This window comes from Pseudomonas putida, assembly GCF_001636055.1.
Classification (GTDB): domain Bacteria; phylum Pseudomonadota; class Gammaproteobacteria; order Pseudomonadales; family Pseudomonadaceae; genus Aquipseudomonas; species Aquipseudomonas machongensis.
In genome coordinates this window covers 3,163,561-3,179,915 of the sequence record NZ_CP011789.1, presented here as the reverse complement: position 1 = coordinate 3,179,915, position 16,355 = coordinate 3,163,561, and the positions used below count along the sequence as shown (strand labels likewise).

The window sequence follows — 16,355 nt, the reverse complement described above, 5'->3', positions numbered from 1 at the left end:
GGCCTGATCCATGCCGCAATTCTTCATCGACCGCCCGATCTTCGCCTGGGTGGTTGCGTTGTTCATCCTGCTCGCCGGTGCCTTGGCCATCCCGCAATTGCCCGTGGCGCAGTACCCCGATGTCGCACCGCCGCAAGTGGAGGTGTACGCCGTCTACCCCGGTGCCTCGGCGCAGACCATGGACGAAAGCGTGGTCAGCGTGATCGAGCAGGAGCTCAATGGTGCGGACAACCTGCTGTACTTCGAGTCCCAGAGCAGCCTGGGCAGCGCGACCATCACCGCCACCTTCGAGCCGGGCACCATCCCTGACCTGGCCCAGGTCGATGTACAGAACCGCCTCAAGGTGGTCGAGTCGCGCCTGCCGCGGCCCGTCACGCAGCAAGGCCTGCAGGTGGAAAAAGTCTCCACCGGCTTCCTGCTGCTGGGCACCCTCACCTCCGAGGACGGCAGCTACGACGAGATTGCCCTCAGCGACCTGTTGGCGCGCAACGTGATGAACGAGATTCGCCGGCTCAAAGGCGTCGGCAAGGCACAGTTGTATGGTTCGGAGCGGGCCATGCGCATCTGGATCGACCCGGCGAAGCTGGTCGGCTTCAAGCTCACACCCCAGGACGTCGCCGACGCCATCGCCGCGCAGAACGCCCAGGTTGCACCCGGCAGCATCGGAGACCTGCCCGCCCGTGCGACCCAGGAAATCACCGCCAACGTGGTGGTCAAGGGCCAACTGAGCACGCCAGAGGAGTTCGCGGCCATCGTGCTGCGGGCCAACCCGGATGGCTCGGTGGTCACCGTGGGTGACGTGGCGCGGGTCGAGATCGGTGCCCAGGAATACCAGTACGGCACACGCCTGAACGGCAAGCCCACCAGTGCCTTCAGCGTCAAGCTGTCGCCGGGGGCCAACGCCATGGAAACCGCGACCCTGGTACGCCAGAAGATGGATGAGCTGGCACGCTACTTCCCGGCCGGCGTGAAGTACGACATCCCCTACGACACCTCGCCGTTCGTCAAGGTCTCGATCCAGCAGGTCATCAGCACGCTGTTCGAAGCCATGCTGCTGGTGTTTGCGGTGATGTTCCTGTTCCTGCAGAACATCCGCTACACGCTGATCCCTACGCTGGTGGTTCCGGTGGCGCTGATGGGCACCTTCGCGGTGATGCTGGCGTTGGGTTTCTCGATCAACGTGCTGACCCTGTTTGGCATGGTGCTGGCCATCGGTATCCTGGTGGACGACGCCATCGTCGTGGTGGAGAACGTCGAACGGATCATGGCCGAGGAAGGCCTGTCGCCGAAGGCCGCGACGCGCAAGGCCATGGGCCAGATCAGCGGGGCTATCGTCGGCATCACGCTGGTGCTGGTCGCGGTGTTCCTGCCGATGGCCTTCATGAAAGGCTCGGTGGGCGTCATCTACCAGCAGTTCTCGTTGTCGATGGCGGTGTCGATCCTGTTCTCGGCCTTCCTCGCCCTGAGCCTCACCCCGGCACTGTGCGCCACGCTGCTCAAGCCAGTGGCCAAGGGTGAGCATCACGTACGCAGAGGCTTCTTCGGCTGGTTCAACCGCCGCTTCGAGGGCATGAGCAATGGCTACCAACGCTGGGTTGCCCACGCCTTGGCACGTAGCGGGCGCTACCTGTTGCTCTACGGGCTGCTGGTGGCGGTGCTGGCCTATGGCTTCAGCCAGTTGCCCAGCGCTTTCCTGCCGACCGAAGACCAAGGCTACACCATCACCGATATCCAGCTTCCGCCAGGCGCCAGTCGCATGCGTACCGAGCAGGTGGCGGCGCAGATCGAGGCGCACAATGCCGCAGAACCCGGGGTGGGTAACACCACGCTGATTCTCGGTTTCAGCTTCTCAGGCAGCGGGCAGAACGCCGCGCTGGCGTTCACCACGCTGAAGGACTGGTCAGAACGCGGCGCCGACGACAGCGCACAATCGATCGCCGACCGTGCCACGATGGCCTTCGCCGCGCTCAAGGATGCCGTGGCCTATGCCGTGCTGCCGCCGCCAGTCGATGGCCTGGGCGAGTCCACAGGTTTCGAGTTCCGCCTGCAGGATCGCGGCGGCCTGGGTCATGCCGGGCTGATGGCCGCCCGTGACGAACTGCTGGCCAACGCACGCACGAGCAAGGTGCTGGCCAACGTGCGCGAGGCATCGTTGGCCGAAAGCCCGCAGGTGCAACTGGAAATCGACCGACGCCAGGCCAACGCCCTCGGGGTTTCCTTTGCCGACATCGGCGCCGTGCTCAACACCGCGGTAGGCTCGAACTATGTCAACGACTTCCCCAACCTGGGCCGCATGCAGCGCGTGGTGGTGCAGGCCGAGGGTGACCAGCGCAGCCAGGTCGAGGACTTGTTGAAGATCCACGTGCGCAACAGCAGCGGCAAGATGGTGCCACTGGGGGCGTTCGTCCAGGCCCGCTGGCTCAGCGGCCCGGTGCAACTGACCCGCTACAACGGCTACCCGGCAGTGTCTATTTCCGGGGAACCGGCAAGCGGCTACAGCTCTGGTGAGGCAATGGCGGAAATCCAGCGCCTGGTCGATCGACTGCCAACCGGCAGCGCACTGGAATGGACCGGCCTGTCGTTGCAGGAGCGTCTTTCGGGTAGCCAGGCGCCCTTGCTACTGGCCCTGTCGCTGCTGGTGGTGTTCCTGTGCCTGGCAGCGCTCTACGAGAGTTGGTCGATCCCTACCGCAGTGTTGCTGGTGGTTCCGCTGGGTGTGCTCGGCGCCGTGCTTGCGGTAACCCTGCGCGGCATGCCCAACGACGTGTTCTTCAAGGTCGGCCTGATCACCCTGATTGGCCTGTCGGCAAAGAACGCGATCCTGATCATCGAATTCGCCAAGAGCCTGGTGGATCAGGGGGTCGACGCTGCGGATGCGGCGATGCAGGCCGCCCGCCTGCGCCTGCGCCCGATCGTCATGACATCGTTGGCGTTCATCCTCGGCGTCGTGCCGCTGGCCATCGCACGCGGCGCAAGCTCAGCCAGCCAGCAGGCGATCGGCACCGGCGTGATCGGCGGGATGCTCAGCGCAACACTGGCGGTGGTGTTCGTACCGGTGTTCTTCGTGGTGGTGATGCGGTTGGCCGGCAAGCGCCGCGCTGAACCGGATCATGCAGTACCCCACGACGCCTGACTGGACAAGCCAGGCGTTGAATGAGAGGGTTCCGGGCATCGACTGCCCGGGACCCTTTTTCATGCCTGCCGCCCTGCCCCCCTGCTCCATCCTCATCCTCGCCGGTGGCCGTGGCCAACGCATGGGCGGGCGTGACAAGGGCCTGGTGCCATGGCGGGGCGAACCACTGATCGCACACATCCACCGGGTGGTGCGGGGGTTGAGCGACGACCTGGTGATTTCCTGCAACCGCAACCAGGACGCCTATGCCGCCTATGCCGACCAATGCGTGGGCGATGCCGAGGCGGATTATCCCGGGCCTCTGGCTGGGGTCATCGCCGGGCTCAAGGTGGCCAGACACCCGTGGGTGGTGGTGCTGGCCTGCGATTCACCGCGGGTCGACCAGGCGCTGATCGATGGGTTGCGCGGATTGGCTGCCCGCCATGACAGCGCTGCGATGGTGCGCCAGGGAGGCTATTGGCAGCCGATGTTCAGCGTATTGCCGACGCGCCTGTTGCCACAGTTTGAACAGGCCTGGCAGGCCGGTGAGCGGAGCCTGCAGCGCGCCTTGTCGCGTGAATCGCTGCAGGGGCTGGAATGTGCCGTCGACGATGAACGGCTCGGCAACTTCAACAGCCCGGAGTGGTTACGCTGAGCGGCTGACACCCCACCCAGTTCTTCCCCGTTCGTCCTCCGGGCCGGCCTGCAACGACAACGGGCTGTTCTCGGTCATGCCATAGACGATCCCTGTGCAGACGCCCCAAACCATGGCCCGTTTGCAGGAGGATCTGCGGCAACGGCAACAGCGCGACCGTGACCCAGCGATAGCCACTCCCCCTTGGACCGTAGCACCCCGCTCCCGGGCGCCGCGGTTCCTTTTTCGATCCGCGGGTGCACAGGGTCGCTTGCTGGGACCGACCAAATCTGCGCTCAGGGCGCCCTCCGACCATTTGCCATGGGCTGGACGAATCAACAGCGATACAATCCAGGCTTACCCACGCCAGTGCCCGCCATGATCCAGTCAGACCTCGACCTCTTCGGTTCTCAGCCGCAATCGCTGGCCAGCCAGGTCATGCTGTTGCCAGGCTTTGCCCTGCCCGAGGTCGAAGCCCTGCTCGATGCCCTGCGCCCAGTGTTGCGCGCGGCACCCTTTCGACACATGCAGACGCCCGGCGGGCTGCACATGGCCGTCGCGCTGAGCAATTGCGGCAGCCTGGGCTGGGTCAGCGACGCGCGTGGCTACCGCTACAGCCCGTTGGATCCGCTGAGCGGCAAGCCCTGGCCGGCGCTGCCCGAGGTGCTGTTGACGCTGGCTGCGCGAGCCGCCTCCCAAGCTGGCTTCGAGGGGTTCGTGCCGGATGCGTGCCTGGTCAACCACTACCTGCCCGGTACACGCCTGAGCCTCCACCAGGATCGCAACGAGCAGGATTTCAGCCAGCCTATCGTGTCGATCTCGCTGGGGCTGCCCGCCGTCTTTCTGCTCGGCGGCATGCAACGCAGCGACCGGCCGCAGCATGTGCCGCTCAGTCATGGCGATGTCATGGTATGGGGTGGCGAGGATCGCCTGCGCTTCCATGGCGTGCTGCCGATCAAGCCGGGCAAGCATGAGCGGATGGGGGAACGACGGATCAACCTGACCCTGCGCAAGGCAGGTTGAGTGACCGTACCGAATGCAGATTCGGCACGATCACCCCTAGGCTCTGTACGAAAAGCCTTGATACTCGGTGATGCTGCGTTGAAAACAGCCTGGTGCGCCAGCCCGGTCGGAATGCTCATTTACAACCCGTAAAGTCGAGCGCGACTCCGACCGTTCCTCGGCTGTTTTCGCCTTGCCTGACCTTCGTCTCAAGACTTTTCATACAGACCTAGAGCATCAGCGACTGGCCTCCAGCACCTGGTTCAATGCCGCCCCGTCGATACTCAAGGTCGCCGAATCGAACATGCCGTTGACGTAATTGCGCACCAGTTGCTCCTGGCGTTGTGCCCTGAGCAGTTGGGTCAGTTGCGGTGTCACCTCCTCCAGGGTTGCCGCCCGCGCCGGTTGCTGTTCGACCAACTTGATGATGTGCAGGCCCGCCGCCGTGCGCACCGGTTCACTCACTCCGTCGACCTTGAGCCGCGTCACCACCTCACGCACTTCAGGTAGCAACTGGTCGAGCGCCTGCAGCCCGCTGTCGCCGCCTTGGGCGGCAGTGCCGGTGTCCTGGGAGTGCTCGCGGGCGAGCGTGGCGAAATTGCCGTCGCGTGCCTGCTTGGCCAGGGCCTGGGCCTGCTTGACCACTGCCTCGTCGTCCTTGGGATTTTCGACCCGCAGGAAAATCTGGCTCAAGCGATAGCGTACCGGCAGGCGCAGTTCGTCCTTGTTGGCTTGGTACGCCTGCTCAAGCTCTGCCTGGTTCGGGTAATCGTCAGGCACTTGCGTGACCGAAGCGAGGTAGTCGCGCAATACGATCTGTTCGCTCACCGCACGGGTCTGCGCCTCGACATCTGGACGCTGTGGCCAGCCCTTGGCTTCGGCCTGGCGATACAGCGCCTTTTCTGCCAGGCGGGCGCGAATCCATGCCTCCAGTGCCGGACGATCGCCACGCAGGTGCTCGCGGGTCGGCTCCGGTAACTGCGCCAGCAGCGTCGTCAGCTCGTCGCTGCCGACCCTCTGTTCGCCCAGGCTGGCCAACACCGGTCCTTTGACCTCGGTCGCCGCCGGGTGCGCTGCGGCGATCGGCTCCTCCCCCGGACGTAGAACAAGGGCGACAGCCACGGCAACGACGGCCAGCGCACCCGCGCCGGCCCAGAAGGTACGGGAAGTCACGAAGCAGTCGCCGCGCCAGCCACCTGTTCGGTCTGGTCGGCGACAGTGCGGCTGTAGTCGCGCAGGTAGACGATGAACTCCTGCAGCAGACGATCCCACAGCACCAGGCTACCCAGCAGATGCTTCTCGCTGACGCCATCGGCCACCACCACGTCCTTTTCCATCACCAGGAACTCGCCCTGCACCGACAGCCGGGCGAAACGACGGCTGGCGTTCCAGCGCTCGGCCAGCCCGACCGGCAGCTCGCCCTGGATGCGCAACGCGCAACTGAAGGTAAAGTCGAGGAACTCGCCCTCCTGGTCCTTGGCTCGATTGCCGAACCGTACTGCGTAACCCACGCCCTGGCTGGCGCTGAGCAGCTGCACGACGGCATTCTGCTCGCTACGATTGACCCGGCAGCCGGCATCCTGCAGCAGCTTGGTCAGGGAATCGGCGCTCACGGTTTCGATCAGGGTGACTTCGGTCATGTGTAGCCTTCCTTGTGGTGATGAAACAGCTCGGATTCATTCACACGCAGCAGGAAGACGGCTATAGCGGGGGCTGGCAAGACATCAGCGCTGGCGAATTCCCTGCCTCTGCGACCGTCCATCTGCAATCGCGCGTGTCGATATCAAGTAGTAGCACAAGGATTGCGCTCGGCCAGAAATTCTCTTTGCCCTGGCATCGGCACATCGCGGCGAACCCTATCCTCCGCCCTTTCAAAGCCCGGGGCTTGTGTGTAAAAACGGTCCAACCATCTTCTTCGACGCAAGGACCTCCAGCATGCGCTACCGCCCTCTCGGCCGCTCCGGCCTGCAAGTCTCAGCCCTGACCCTGGGCAGCATGATGTTCGGCGAACAGACCGATACCGAGGCTTCGCTGCGCATCATCGACCGCGCCTGGGACCAGGGCATCAACTTCATCGACACCGCCGATGTCTACAACGCCGGGCGCTCCGAGGAGATCGTCGGCGAGGCGGTGGCACGCCATCGCCAGGACTGGATCGTTGCCTCCAAGGCCGGCTACGGTCCGGCAGACGGCCTGCCCAACCGCAGCGGGCTGTCACGCAAGCACCTGTTCAATGCGCTGGAGGCAACACTGACGCGCATGGACACCGACTACCTGGACATCTACTACCTGCACCGCGAAGACCACAAGGTACCGCTGGAAGAGACCGTGCGAGCCATCGGTGATCTGCTGCAGCAAGGCAAGATCCGCTATTGGGGCGTGTCCAACTTCCGCGGCTGGCGCATCGCCGAGATCTGCAACCTGGCCGAACGCCTCGGGGTGCCCAAGCCTGTGGTGAGCCAGCCGCTGTACAACATCGTCAACCGCCAGGCCGAGCCCGAGCAACTGACCGCCGCGGCCTACCACGGGCTGGGCGTGGTGCCCTTCAGTCCCCTGGCCCGAGGCGTGCTCAGCGGCAAGTATGCGCCAGGCTCGACCCCTGACGCCGGCAGCCGCGCCGGGCGCCAGGACAAGCGGATCATGGAGGTGGAGTGGCGTCAGGAGTCGCTGGCCATCGCCCAGAAGATCCACGCCTACACCGACGCCAAGGGCGTAGGTATCGTCGAATTCGCCATCGCCTGGGTGCTCAACAACCAACTGGTCAGTTCGGCCATCGTCGGGCCGCGTACCGAGGCGCAGTGGGAAACCTACGCCGGAGCGCTGGAGGTCAACATCACCGCCGAGGACGAAGCCTTCATCGATTCGCTGGTAACACCGGGGCATGCCTCGACGCCGGGGTTCAATGACGTCGCACACTTTGTCAGCGGACGCTTGGCGCGCTGAAGTGCGCCGCCGTTCCTCCCGAACGAAATCGATGATCGCCCGTGACGCCGTCGACACTCGTCGGCGGCTCAGGTACTACAGATAGCCTCCCGGATAGGCGACTTTCTGCTACTGGATACGCCGTAAACGCTCTATTGCAGGCCATTGGGGAGCGATAAGCGGGGATACCGGTCCCCCCTTTCCCCAATGGGACAGGTATGGTGCAGCCCATCGTATTTACTGCACCCAGAGGCTTCAATGACACTCGAGCACCTGTTCCGCCCCGTTCAAGTCGGCCCCCTCACCCTGCCAAACCGCGTCTTCATGGCGCCCCTGACACGCCTGCGCAGCCTGGAACCGGGCGATGTACCCACGCCGCTGATGGCCGAGTACTACAGCCAGCGTGCCAGTGCCGGGTTGATCATCAGCGAAGCGACACAGATTTCCTTCCAGGCCAAAGGCTATTCGGGATCACCCGGTATCCACACCGACGAGCAGATCGCCGGTTGGCGCCTGATCAACGAACGCATCCACGCAGCAGGTGGGCACAGCGCGGTACAGGTCTGGCATACCGGACGTATTTCCCACACCTCGCTACAGCCCGGCCAGGCCGCGCCGGTCGCGCCCTCGGCATTGCCCGCTGATGCCCGCACCTCGCTGCGCGACGCACAGGGCAATGTCATTCGCGTCGAAACCTCCGCGCCGCGGGCGTTGAGCGAAGCCGAAATCGCCGACATCGTCGCTGACTTCGGCCAGGCCGCCCACAATGCGCAGCACGCAGGCTTCGACCTGATCGAACTGCACGCCGCCCATGGTTACCTGCTGCACCAGTTCCTCTCGCCCAGCGCCAACGTGCGTGAAGACCGCTACGGCGGCAGCGTCGAGAATCGCGCACGGATCGTGCTGGAAGCGGTGGACGCCGCCATCGCCGCCTGGAGCGCCGACCGCGTGGCGATCCGCATCTTCCCGCTGGGGCCGTTCAATGGGGTCGACAACGGTGAGGATCAGGAAGCCGCAGCGCTGTACCTGATCGAAGAACTGGCCAAGCGCAACCTGGCTTACCTGCATCTTTCGGAGCCGGATTGGGCCGGTGGCAAGCCGCTGCGTGACGAATTCCGCGAGGCGATTCGCGCCGTGTATCCGGGGGTGATCGTAGCGGCTGGCGGCTACACCCCGGAAAAAGCCGAGGCGCTGATTGCGCGTGGGCTGATCGATGCGGTGGCCTTCGGGCGCAGCTATATCGCCAACCCGGACCTGGTGGAACGCCTGCAGCAGCAAGCGCCTTTGAACGAGCACCGCGCACAGTTCGATTACGCCAATGGCGCCGAAGGCTATACGGACTACCCCGCGTTGCGCCGGGCTTGATACCGGAGCTATGCAGGCGCGGACTTGACCGCGCCTGCAGGCGCTAGCTCTGTGAAAGCAGGTTCAGCTGCGAAGCCGTTATCCCGCTGCGTGATCGGGTTTGCGTTCGCCTTGAGCAGGTGCAGGCTTGCTCCCGGACAACCGCCAACTCACCCCGGTCACCCCATAACGCTCGGCCATGGGTCGACTCACCTTCTTGATCTTCTCTCGTCCGAACTTCGGAATGATCCCGACCCCTGCATCACAACTGGCCCAATGCCAAGCCTCGGCATTGTCCATTCGCTCCGATCGAATGATGAAGCTGCGCGCCTCGTCGTGCAGCGTGTATTCGATGATGTACAACTGTGGGGCTGGCATCACGGGCCTCCTCTTCTCCATGGATGACTACTGATTGATCAGGGTTTTCCGTGAAGATTCAAAAGATTATCGAACCCGCTGAAAAACCCTGCCAAGGCTGCACCGTCTGCAGCTGAGCAGCCGCTTGCTCATTGACTGCGACCACCGCCGTGGCTGTTCTGGCCACCCCGGCGCCCGGCTTCGGAAGCACGAGCTCGATCATTGGCGAAGTTGCCCCCCGAATTCTTGCCGCCCTTCTGGCCTGCACGGGAAGCCCGCTCGCGGTCGTTGGCGAAGTTGCCAGGGTTGGTTTCCTTGGTGCCACCACGTTGGCTTGGGCGATCCTGGTCGTGTGCCATGTCATTTCTCCTTTACGGGTCTGTGGCGTAAGGCACGAATACGCGCCCCACAAGAGTTCCGAGCGGATGTGCGACCATCTGCTCCATCACATTGCAGACGGACTGACCGGCGGCGCTAAAAGGCGGCGATAGCGAACGCTTGCGCACCAACCTCTTGGCCGCCCTCCAGCGCAGGCTTCAGGCATGCACGCTCCACTGCACCACATCGGCCGCGACCGGCAGTTCATCGATCGCATGGATCATTCCGCTGGACAGGGCCTCACGTGGCCCCAGGATGCGTGGATAGGCCATCAGGTAGCGCACCACATCCAGGTCCTCGGCCGAGCCTTGCGTACGTTCGGCGACGATCTCGGCATACAGACGCAGGTCGTAGTCCAGGCTCATGGCGTACTCGGCCATGCGCGAGTGGTCCACCGAGCCGTGCAGGGTCCAGTGGAACGGGTGAAAGAGGAACTTGCTGTACTGGCAAGCCGTACGATGGCTGCCGGCAAGAAACAGGATATTGCCCATCGACTCGACGGTGCCGAGGTTATGGGTGTGCACCGGCACCGGCTGGCCAAGCAGGAAGTTGTACAGCGTGAAGCCATAGCTGCACTCGCCGCCCATGGTGGCGATGTTGATCTGCAACACCTCGGCGCCCTGCTGCACGGCACGTGAGCAGGTACTGATCAGGTTGCCACAGGTCGAGGAATTGATCGGGCCGGTGAAGTGAATGATATGTCGGGCCATGCATACCTCCAGGGTCGTCCATCGAAGACGATGGTTCAGTCGGTCGGGCTGGCGATACCGGAGGCAGCGTGCAGCCGCTGCAGAAGGTCCGGCATTCGGTGGAATCGTCTGGCCCGGCAAAGTTCCCCCGCAACACCCAGCCCTGCGCCTGCCGGTGGACACCGACGGCGACGCGCCCCTGTGCAAGGCTGCCTGGGCCGCGCCGTGCTGTGGCATCATCGACGCTCCGACCGCCCGCGAGCGCCTGTGCATGCTGATCGACGAAGAACTGACCCTGAAGAAGCTCGAGACCTTTCTCGCCTTCATGCGCAGCGGCAACCTGGGCCGTGCCGCCAGCGAACTGTCGACCAGCGCGGTCAGCGTGCACCGGGCGATCCACTCGCTGGAAAACGCCCTTCGCTGCCCGCTGTTCAAGCACGAAGGCCGCCAGCTGATCCCGCTGGAAAGCGCCTATGTGCTGGAGAAAAAGGCCCGACAACTGCTGCAGGACGCCGAGCAGATGGTGCGCCAGACCCGCGAGGCCGCAGGTTTCTATGCCGAACGCTTTCGCCTCGGGGCGCTGTACTCGCTCACGGTCAAGACCGTGCCCAAGCTGGTTATGGGCCTGAAGCTGCGCCGCAGCGAGCTGAACATCGACCTCACGCTCGGCTCGAACGTCGACTTGCTGCACCGTCTCAAGAACCATGAACTGGACGCCATCCTGGTCTCGCTCGACGACAGCATCAACGATCCGGCCTGCGAACACCTGGCGCTGTTTTCCGACGATATCTTCCTGGCCGTGCCGACCGATTCGCCGTTCGCCGAGCAGGCCGAAGTCGACCTGGCGGACCTGGCCGACTCCACCTTCATCACCCTTACCCAGGGTTTCGCCACCCACCGTGACGGCGCGCGGGTGTTCGAGCAGGCCGGCTTCGAACCGAAAGTGGCGATGCAGGTCAACGATATCTTCACCCTGCTGAGCATGGTCAGTTCCGGGGTGGGCTATGCGCTGCTGCCGGGACGTATCGCCGCGGTGTACGAGAACCGCGTGCGCTTGATCGCGCTGCAACCGCGCTACCGGTTGCAGCAGCACATCGGTGCGGTGTTTCTCAAGGCCCGCGAGCGCGAGCCGAACCTGCTGGCGCTACTGGCTGAATGCCGGATGTACAGTCGCGAAGGGTGACAGCCCAGGCCGACTGTCCTCCTCATCCCACCAGGCCGCGTACACAGAAATACAGGATCGACGGCCCCATCAGGCACCCCAGCCCGGTATGGAAAGTGGCGGTCAGCGCACCATAAGGCACCAAGCGCCGATCCGTTGCAGCCAGCCCGGCCGTCACACCGGAAACGGTCCCGGCCAGGCCGCCGAACACCATCGCCGAGCGCGGGTTGTCCAGGGCCAGCATACGTGCCGACACTGGCGTGAACACCATCACCAGGATCGCCTTGATCAGGCCTGTTGCAATCGACAAGGCCATCACATCGGAGCTTGCCCCCAGCGCCGCCCCGGTCACCGGTCCGACGATATAGGTCACCGCGCCCGCGCCGATGGTGGTGATACTGACCGCATCGCGATAACCAAAGGCCCAGGCCACCGCCGCGCCGACGATGAACGGCAGCACAGTTCCCAGCAACAGCGCCACCGCGCCAATCATCCCGGCCTTGCGCGCTTCGGTGGCCTGCACTTCGAAGGCGGTGGCGACGATAGCGAAATCGCGCAGCATCGCTCCCCCCATCAGCCCGATCCCGGAAAACAGCGTCACGTCCGCCAGGCCTTTCTGGCCGCCGGTCAGGTTGCCGCCGATCCAGGCCAGCACCAGGCCGATGACGATGGCGACGGCCGAGCCGTGCACACGGCCGAAGGTGAGGTACTTGGAGAGCATCACCGATACCCACATCACCGCACCGACGACGGCGAAAGCGGTGATCAGGTCATTGTGTTCCAGGGCTTTCTCAATGAGTGGCCACATATCAACGACCTCCCGCAGGTGCAGGCTGCACCGAGGCTGGCGGTGTCGCATCGAGCGCCGGCAGCGGCTCGCCGCGGTGACTGCGGCTGATCAGCGCGATGGTCGCGCCGCACACCAGCACCGCACCGACCGCGGCCACCACGGCCACAGGCCCGCCGTGCAGGGCAGTGACCACATTCTGCTGGGCCGCCATGGCCACCACCACCGGGATGTACATCGCGCCCCAGAAACCGACACCGAACTCGCACTCTTTGCTCATGCCACCCTTGCGGTGCATGTACAGCCGCGCACAGATCAGCAGGATCATGGCGATGCCGACCCCGCCCACATTGGATTTGACGCCCAGCAGCACGCCCAGGAAGTCGCCGACGATAACGCCGGCCAGCGTGCACACCGCCAGCAGAGCCACACCATAGATGATCATTGTTGTTGTCCTCAGGTTGTATCGAAGTTGTTTGTTGTTGTCCTTCGAGCTACAGCGCGGTCATCGGTTGTCGGCCACCTCCTGACGCAACAGTGCATCGATGCTGTCGGCACGGGTGGACTCCACGCTCAGCACCTTTCCAGGCTCGAAGACTCGCCTGGCAAGACCCGTGAGTACGCTGCCCGGCGGCAATTCGAGGTGCAGGCGCACACCGCGCTCCCAGGCGCCGCGCAGGGTCGCGCGCCAGTCGACGATGCGGGCCATGTTGCCGGCCAGGTCGTCGCGCAGGCGTGCCGGATCGAAAATCGGTCGTGCCGTGCTGCCGCTGAGGTAGGTGATGCGTGGGCGACGCAATTCGACCTCGCAGAACGCTGCGGCCAGGGTAGCCGCAGGCGCCGCCAACAGAGGGCAATGCGACGGCACACTGACCGCCAGGCGCCGGGCCACGCCCTGCCCCAGGCTGCGCGCGCGCGCGGCGACCGCTGTCATCGCGGCATCGCTGCCGGCGATGACGATCTGGTTGTCGCTGTTGAGGTTGGCGAGGTACACCTCACCCCCGACCGCTTCCAGCAAACGCTCGACACTGGGCAGGTCCAGGCCGCTCAAGGCCGTCATGCCGTAGCCTGTCGGATAAGCCTGCTGCATCAGCCCGCCGCGCAGCGACACCAGGCGTACGGCGTCCTCCAGTGCCAGCGCATCGGCGGTGACCGCCGCGGCATAGGCACCGATCGACAACCCGGCCACATACTCCGGTGCCGGGCTGCGTCGCATCAGCCAGCGCGCCCATGCCACGCCGGTCAACAGCAGGCACAGCTGCACGGCGCGGGTATGGCGCAACGCCTCGGCGCTGTCGAGCGTGAGCACCTGCTCGCCCAGCGCCTCGCTGGCCGCTTCGAGCAGATCCGAACTGCCCTCCGGCAGGCAATGAAGCATCCCCACCTGCTGGGCGCCCTGCCCCGGGAACGCGAACAGGCTGCTCATGCCGCATCCTCCTGCAGTTGCCACGGATCACTCACCAGACGCACGCCAGCCGCCGACTTGAGCAGCACCCGACGCGCCCCGCTGGCCCATTCGCGCAAGGCAACCGCCCCCTCGGGCGTTTCCAGTTGCGCATCGACGCGACAGGCCGCGCCTTCCAACTGTTTCAGCAGTCGAGCGGCCTGCTCACGAGGTATCGACACAGGGGCACGCAGCAGCAGATCAAGATCGCTGCCAGCGTGCAGCACCTCGATTCCCGTCGCGAGCTGGAAACCCGTGCTGCCGGTAGGTCCCCACAGCCACTCGCGATCGTTCAACCAAGCGCTGACCTGCGATAACGCACGCAAGGCTGGCGACGACAACTCGCCCTCCCAGCGCAGCGCTTCGGGGCTGACCCAGCGCTCGATGTCCAGCAGGCGCATCTGCCAGGCAAAACGCTGCTCGCGCCCTCTCCCGCGTACCCCGACCGCCACCTGGTCCGGTGCCACCAGCGCCCGGCGCACTACCACCGGCTCGCCGGCTGCCAGCACCGAGTGCACCCAGGCAGGCGCATCGGCAGGCAGCATGGCCGGAGTCATGCCCCAGAGCAGGTCATGTGGGCGCGGGGCGTACATCTCAGGCCTCCTGCCATTGGCTGCGCAGGCGCTGACGCACCTCGCGGGAGGCGCTGCGATGCTCGCCGTTCAGGCGACTACGCAGGTCGGTGGTATCGCCAATGTCGCGCACGGCATCGATCAGGCAGGCACGGACCTGTACCAGATCCCGGGCGGTCGGCGCCTGCGCGTTATCCACGGCAAGACGCGTGTGCAGCAGCCCCAGTGAGGCGTAGCTTTTCAGGTCGTAGGCCATCGGTGGCACTTCGGCGGCCAAGGCTTCCAGGTCCTCGACACTGCGCAGGGTGATACGCGCCGCTGCCGCCTTGCCCATCGCATGCACCATGACGCCACTGTCATCCAGCGCGATCAGGCGCTGCGCCTGGTAGCCGTGGGCAAGAAACGCCCCGGACATCGCCTTGCCCACCAGCAGCCCGATCACCGGATGCCCGGCCAGGCGCGCCTGGGCATACGCTTCCACCGCACCGGCCAGGGCCTGGTGGATGCCCAGCGCTTCCTCACGCCGCCCGTAGGCCTGGCTGGGTACATCGATCAGCGCAACCAGCACGCGCTTCTCACTGTCGCGGTCGGCCTCCACCGCCTCGGCGACCGCCTTGGCCAGGCCCCAGCCTTCAAGCAGGCCAACCTCGCCGCTACGGGCGCGTACAAAGGGATTGCGCGCATCGGGCACCACGGCGATAAAGCGCGCCAGGCGATTGTCCAGCTCGCCATCGACCACCTGCACCGAGGCGGGGAAGCCTGGCAGCGACTCGCCGCTGGCAAGGCCCTGCAACCAGTTCTGGGCACGGTTCATCAGGCATCTCCTTGATACAGGGCACGCACGGCGGCGGCATCGAGTTGCGGGCAGTCATCACCCAGTTGCGCCAGGCGCTCAAGAAACCACTGATGGCGGCTGGCACGCTGCGCAGAAGGTGCGTCCAGCAACGCCAGCAACTGGCTGCGAACAGCCTCGACGTCATCGGCGACGTAGCCGTCCGCCAAGCCGCTGGCGTGGCGCTGCTCGCCACCGGTCAGGCTCCAGATGAAAGGCCGGTCACGCGAGTCGTACTCACCGATCCCCGCTTCCTGCTCGATCACCTGTGGGCCATTGAGGCCCAGGCGTGCTTCGCGGGTTACCAGCAGATGGCTGCACAGCCCGGCGGCAATGGACATGCCGCCGAAGCAGCCGACTGAACCCGCGATCACGCCAATGACCGGCCGGTAGGCACGCAGTTCGACGATCGCGGCCTGGATCTCGGCAATCGCCGCCAGGCCCAGGTTGGCCTCCTGCAGGCGCACGCCCCCGGTCTCCAGCAACAGCACGGCGCAGGTGGGGACACCGTTACGGTTGTCTTCGACGGCCAGTTCCAAGGCGCCGGCGATCTTCGCGCCCCCCACCTCGCCCATGCTGCCGCCCTGGAACCCGCCTTCGATGGCTGCGACCACGGCGGGACGGCCGTCGAGCGTGCCCTTGGCGATGACCACGCCGTCATCGGCCTGCGGCACGATGCCTTGGCGTGGCAGCCAGGGCGACATCAGGCGGTCGAAGGGGCCAAGCAGCTCGCGGAAACTGCCCGCATCGAGCAAGGCCCTGGCACGCTGGCGGGCCCCCAGTTCGACGAAACTGCGGCTGTGCAACAGGCGTTCGTTATCAGTCATGGCCGATCTCCTCGAAGCCTTGTTCCAGGCGCAGGCGCACTACGCCGGGCGTGGCGCCGAAATCATGGATGTCGATCTTCAGCGCAGGCAAGCTGCGGCCGTCGAACAGGCGCTGGAACAGCTGGCTCCAGCGTGCCTGGCTGCCGTTGACCGAGGTCACGACCTGGATATCGAGGCTGCCGGCCTGGCCGGGCTCGATCAGCACCTCCAGGTCGCCGGAGCTGACGCAGCCGACCAGGGCACGGCCACGGCCCGGTTGCGCAGCGGGGAATTGAAAGTTCAGGGTTTCCATG

At 65.1% G+C, this 16,355-nt stretch carries 17 protein-coding genes and 1 pseudogene; 6 read left to right on the top strand and 12 right to left on the bottom strand.

The window, feature by feature from the left end:
- Nucleotides 1-10: 10 nt before the first annotated feature.
- From AB688_RS14105 to alkB, 3 genes are all read left to right on the top strand, one after another.
- A complete protein-coding gene (locus tag AB688_RS14105) occupies nucleotides 11-3,133 on the top strand; it encodes an efflux RND transporter permease subunit (RefSeq protein ID WP_063544837.1) in 3,123 nt (1,040 codons plus the stop codon).
- A 61-nt stretch (nucleotides 3,134-3,194) separates the two neighbouring features.
- Entirely contained in the window at nucleotides 3,195-3,767 is a 573-nt protein-coding gene (gene mobA, locus AB688_RS14100) for a molybdenum cofactor guanylyltransferase MobA (protein WP_063544836.1), read from the top strand.
- 357 nt (nucleotides 3,768-4,124) lie between these two features.
- On the top strand, nucleotides 4,125-4,769 hold the full coding sequence (gene alkB / locus AB688_RS14095) for a DNA oxidative demethylase AlkB (protein ID WP_054891331.1): 645 nt from the start codon (nucleotides 4,125-4,127) through the stop codon (nucleotides 4,767-4,769).
- A 216-nt stretch (nucleotides 4,770-4,985) separates the two neighbouring features.
- On the opposite strand, the gene AB688_RS14090 is transcribed toward alkB, so the two are convergent.
- Complete coding sequence (locus tag AB688_RS14090; protein ID WP_063544835.1) at nucleotides 4,986-5,921, bottom strand: peptidylprolyl isomerase; 936 nt, start codon at nucleotides 5,919-5,921, stop codon at nucleotides 4,986-4,988.
- Nucleotides 5,918-6,388: a YbjN domain-containing protein gene (locus AB688_RS14085; protein WP_063544834.1), complete on the bottom strand. Its 471-nt coding sequence runs from the start codon at nucleotides 6,386-6,388 to the stop codon at nucleotides 5,918-5,920. Before AB688_RS14085 ends, AB688_RS14090 begins: the two co-directional genes overlap by 4 nt.
- A 295-nt stretch (nucleotides 6,389-6,683) precedes the next feature.
- Between AB688_RS14085 and AB688_RS14080 the strand changes: the two genes are divergently transcribed.
- Both AB688_RS14080 and AB688_RS14075 read left to right on the top strand, forming a co-directional pair.
- On the top strand, nucleotides 6,684-7,691 hold the full coding sequence (locus AB688_RS14080) for an aldo/keto reductase (protein ID WP_054891328.1): 1,008 nt from the start codon (nucleotides 6,684-6,686) through the stop codon (nucleotides 7,689-7,691).
- 237 nt (nucleotides 7,692-7,928) lie between these two features.
- Nucleotides 7,929-9,035, top strand: a complete 1,107-nt coding sequence (locus AB688_RS14075; protein ID WP_063544833.1) for an alkene reductase — start codon at nucleotides 7,929-7,931, stop codon at nucleotides 9,033-9,035.
- Between the two features lie 78 nt (nucleotides 9,036-9,113).
- On the opposite strand, the gene AB688_RS14070 is transcribed toward AB688_RS14075, so the two are convergent.
- From AB688_RS14070 to AB688_RS14060, 3 genes and pseudogenes are all read right to left on the bottom strand, one after another.
- Entirely contained in the window at nucleotides 9,114-9,392 is a 279-nt protein-coding gene (locus AB688_RS14070; protein ID WP_054891326.1) for a DUF6555 family protein, read from the bottom strand.
- Between the two features lie 128 nt (nucleotides 9,393-9,520).
- Nucleotides 9,521-9,676, bottom strand: a pseudogene (locus tag AB688_RS14065) (general stress protein); the annotation flags it as partial.
- A gap of 231 nt (nucleotides 9,677-9,907) precedes the next feature.
- A complete protein-coding gene (locus tag AB688_RS14060) occupies nucleotides 9,908-10,459 on the bottom strand; it encodes an ATP-dependent Clp protease proteolytic subunit (protein WP_063544831.1) in 552 nt (183 codons plus the stop codon).
- Between the two features lie 250 nt (nucleotides 10,460-10,709).
- On the opposite strand from AB688_RS14060, the gene AB688_RS14055 reads away from it, so the two are divergent.
- Complete coding sequence (locus AB688_RS14055) at nucleotides 10,710-11,621, top strand: LysR substrate-binding domain-containing protein (RefSeq protein ID WP_054891430.1); 912 nt, start codon at nucleotides 10,710-10,712, stop codon at nucleotides 11,619-11,621.
- Nucleotides 11,622-11,643: 22 nt separating this feature from the next.
- On the opposite strand, the gene madM is transcribed toward AB688_RS14055, so the two are convergent.
- From madM to AB688_RS14020, 7 genes are read right to left on the bottom strand one after another with little or no spacing between them, the layout of a single operon-like run.
- Nucleotides 11,644-12,408, bottom strand: coding sequence for a malonate transporter subunit MadM (gene madM / locus AB688_RS14050; RefSeq protein ID WP_063544830.1), 765 nt, complete (start codon nucleotides 12,406-12,408; stop codon nucleotides 11,644-11,646).
- A gap of 1 nt (nucleotide 12,409) precedes the next feature.
- Entirely contained in the window at nucleotides 12,410-12,832 is a 423-nt protein-coding gene (gene madL / locus AB688_RS14045; RefSeq protein ID WP_063544829.1) for a malonate transporter subunit MadL, read from the bottom strand.
- A 60-nt stretch (nucleotides 12,833-12,892) separates the two neighbouring features.
- Complete coding sequence (mdcH, locus tag AB688_RS14040; RefSeq protein WP_063544828.1) at nucleotides 12,893-13,813, bottom strand: malonate decarboxylase subunit epsilon; 921 nt, start codon at nucleotides 13,811-13,813, stop codon at nucleotides 12,893-12,895.
- Nucleotides 13,810-14,424, bottom strand: a complete 615-nt coding sequence (locus tag AB688_RS14035) for a malonate decarboxylase holo-ACP synthase (protein WP_063544827.1) — start codon at nucleotides 14,422-14,424, stop codon at nucleotides 13,810-13,812. The genes mdcH and AB688_RS14035 overlap by 4 nt, the downstream gene beginning before the upstream one ends.
- 1 nt (nucleotide 14,425) lies before the next feature.
- Entirely contained in the window at nucleotides 14,426-15,217 is a 792-nt protein-coding gene (gene mdcE / locus AB688_RS14030; RefSeq protein ID WP_063544826.1) for a biotin-independent malonate decarboxylase subunit gamma, read from the bottom strand.
- A complete protein-coding gene (locus AB688_RS14025) occupies nucleotides 15,217-16,062 on the bottom strand; it encodes a biotin-independent malonate decarboxylase subunit beta (RefSeq protein ID WP_063544825.1) in 846 nt (281 codons plus the stop codon). The genes mdcE and AB688_RS14025 overlap by 1 nt, the downstream gene beginning before the upstream one ends.
- Nucleotides 16,055-16,354, bottom strand: coding sequence for a malonate decarboxylase subunit delta (locus tag AB688_RS14020; RefSeq protein ID WP_054891317.1), 300 nt, complete (start codon nucleotides 16,352-16,354; stop codon nucleotides 16,055-16,057). Before AB688_RS14020 ends, AB688_RS14025 begins: the two co-directional genes overlap by 8 nt.
- Between the last annotated feature and the right edge of the window lies 1 nt (nucleotide 16,355).

Bases quoted from the DNA above. Each gene is read 5' to 3' on its own strand.
- AB688_RS14105 (WP_063544837.1), top strand. From the start codon at position 11: ATGCCGCAATTCTTCATCGACCGCCCGATCTTCGCCTGGGTGGTTGCG.
- mobA (WP_063544836.1), top strand. From the start codon at position 3,195: ATGCCTGCCGCCCTGCCCCCCTGCTCCATCCTCATCCTCGCCGGTGGC.
- alkB (WP_054891331.1), top strand. From the start codon at position 4,125: ATGATCCAGTCAGACCTCGACCTCTTCGGTTCTCAGCCGCAATCGCTG.
- AB688_RS14085 (WP_063544834.1), bottom strand. From the start codon at position 6,388: ATGACCGAAGTCACCCTGATCGAAACCGTGAGCGCCGATTCCCTGACC.
- AB688_RS14080 (WP_054891328.1), top strand. From the start codon at position 6,684: ATGCGCTACCGCCCTCTCGGCCGCTCCGGCCTGCAAGTCTCAGCCCTG.
- AB688_RS14075 (WP_063544833.1), top strand. From the start codon at position 7,929: ATGACACTCGAGCACCTGTTCCGCCCCGTTCAAGTCGGCCCCCTCACC.
- AB688_RS14070 (WP_054891326.1), bottom strand. From the start codon at position 9,392: ATGCCAGCCCCACAGTTGTACATCATCGAATACACGCTGCACGACGAG.
- AB688_RS14060 (WP_063544831.1), bottom strand. From the start codon at position 10,459: ATGGCCCGACATATCATTCACTTCACCGGCCCGATCAATTCCTCGACC.
- AB688_RS14055 (WP_054891430.1), top strand. From the start codon at position 10,710: ATGCTGATCGACGAAGAACTGACCCTGAAGAAGCTCGAGACCTTTCTC.
- madM (WP_063544830.1), bottom strand. From the start codon at position 12,408: ATGTGGCCACTCATTGAGAAAGCCCTGGAACACAATGACCTGATCACC.
- madL (WP_063544829.1), bottom strand. From the start codon at position 12,832: ATGATCATCTATGGTGTGGCTCTGCTGGCGGTGTGCACGCTGGCCGGC.
- mdcH (WP_063544828.1), bottom strand. From the start codon at position 13,813: ATGAGCAGCCTGTTCGCGTTCCCGGGGCAGGGCGCCCAGCAGGTGGGG.
- AB688_RS14035 (WP_063544827.1), bottom strand. From the start codon at position 14,424: ATGTACGCCCCGCGCCCACATGACCTGCTCTGGGGCATGACTCCGGCC.
- mdcE (WP_063544826.1), bottom strand. From the start codon at position 15,217: ATGAACCGTGCCCAGAACTGGTTGCAGGGCCTTGCCAGCGGCGAGTCG.
- AB688_RS14025 (WP_063544825.1), bottom strand. From the start codon at position 16,062: ATGACTGATAACGAACGCCTGTTGCACAGCCGCAGTTTCGTCGAACTG.
- AB688_RS14020 (WP_054891317.1), bottom strand. From the start codon at position 16,354: ATGGAAACCCTGAACTTTCAATTCCCCGCTGCGCAACCGGGCCGTGGC.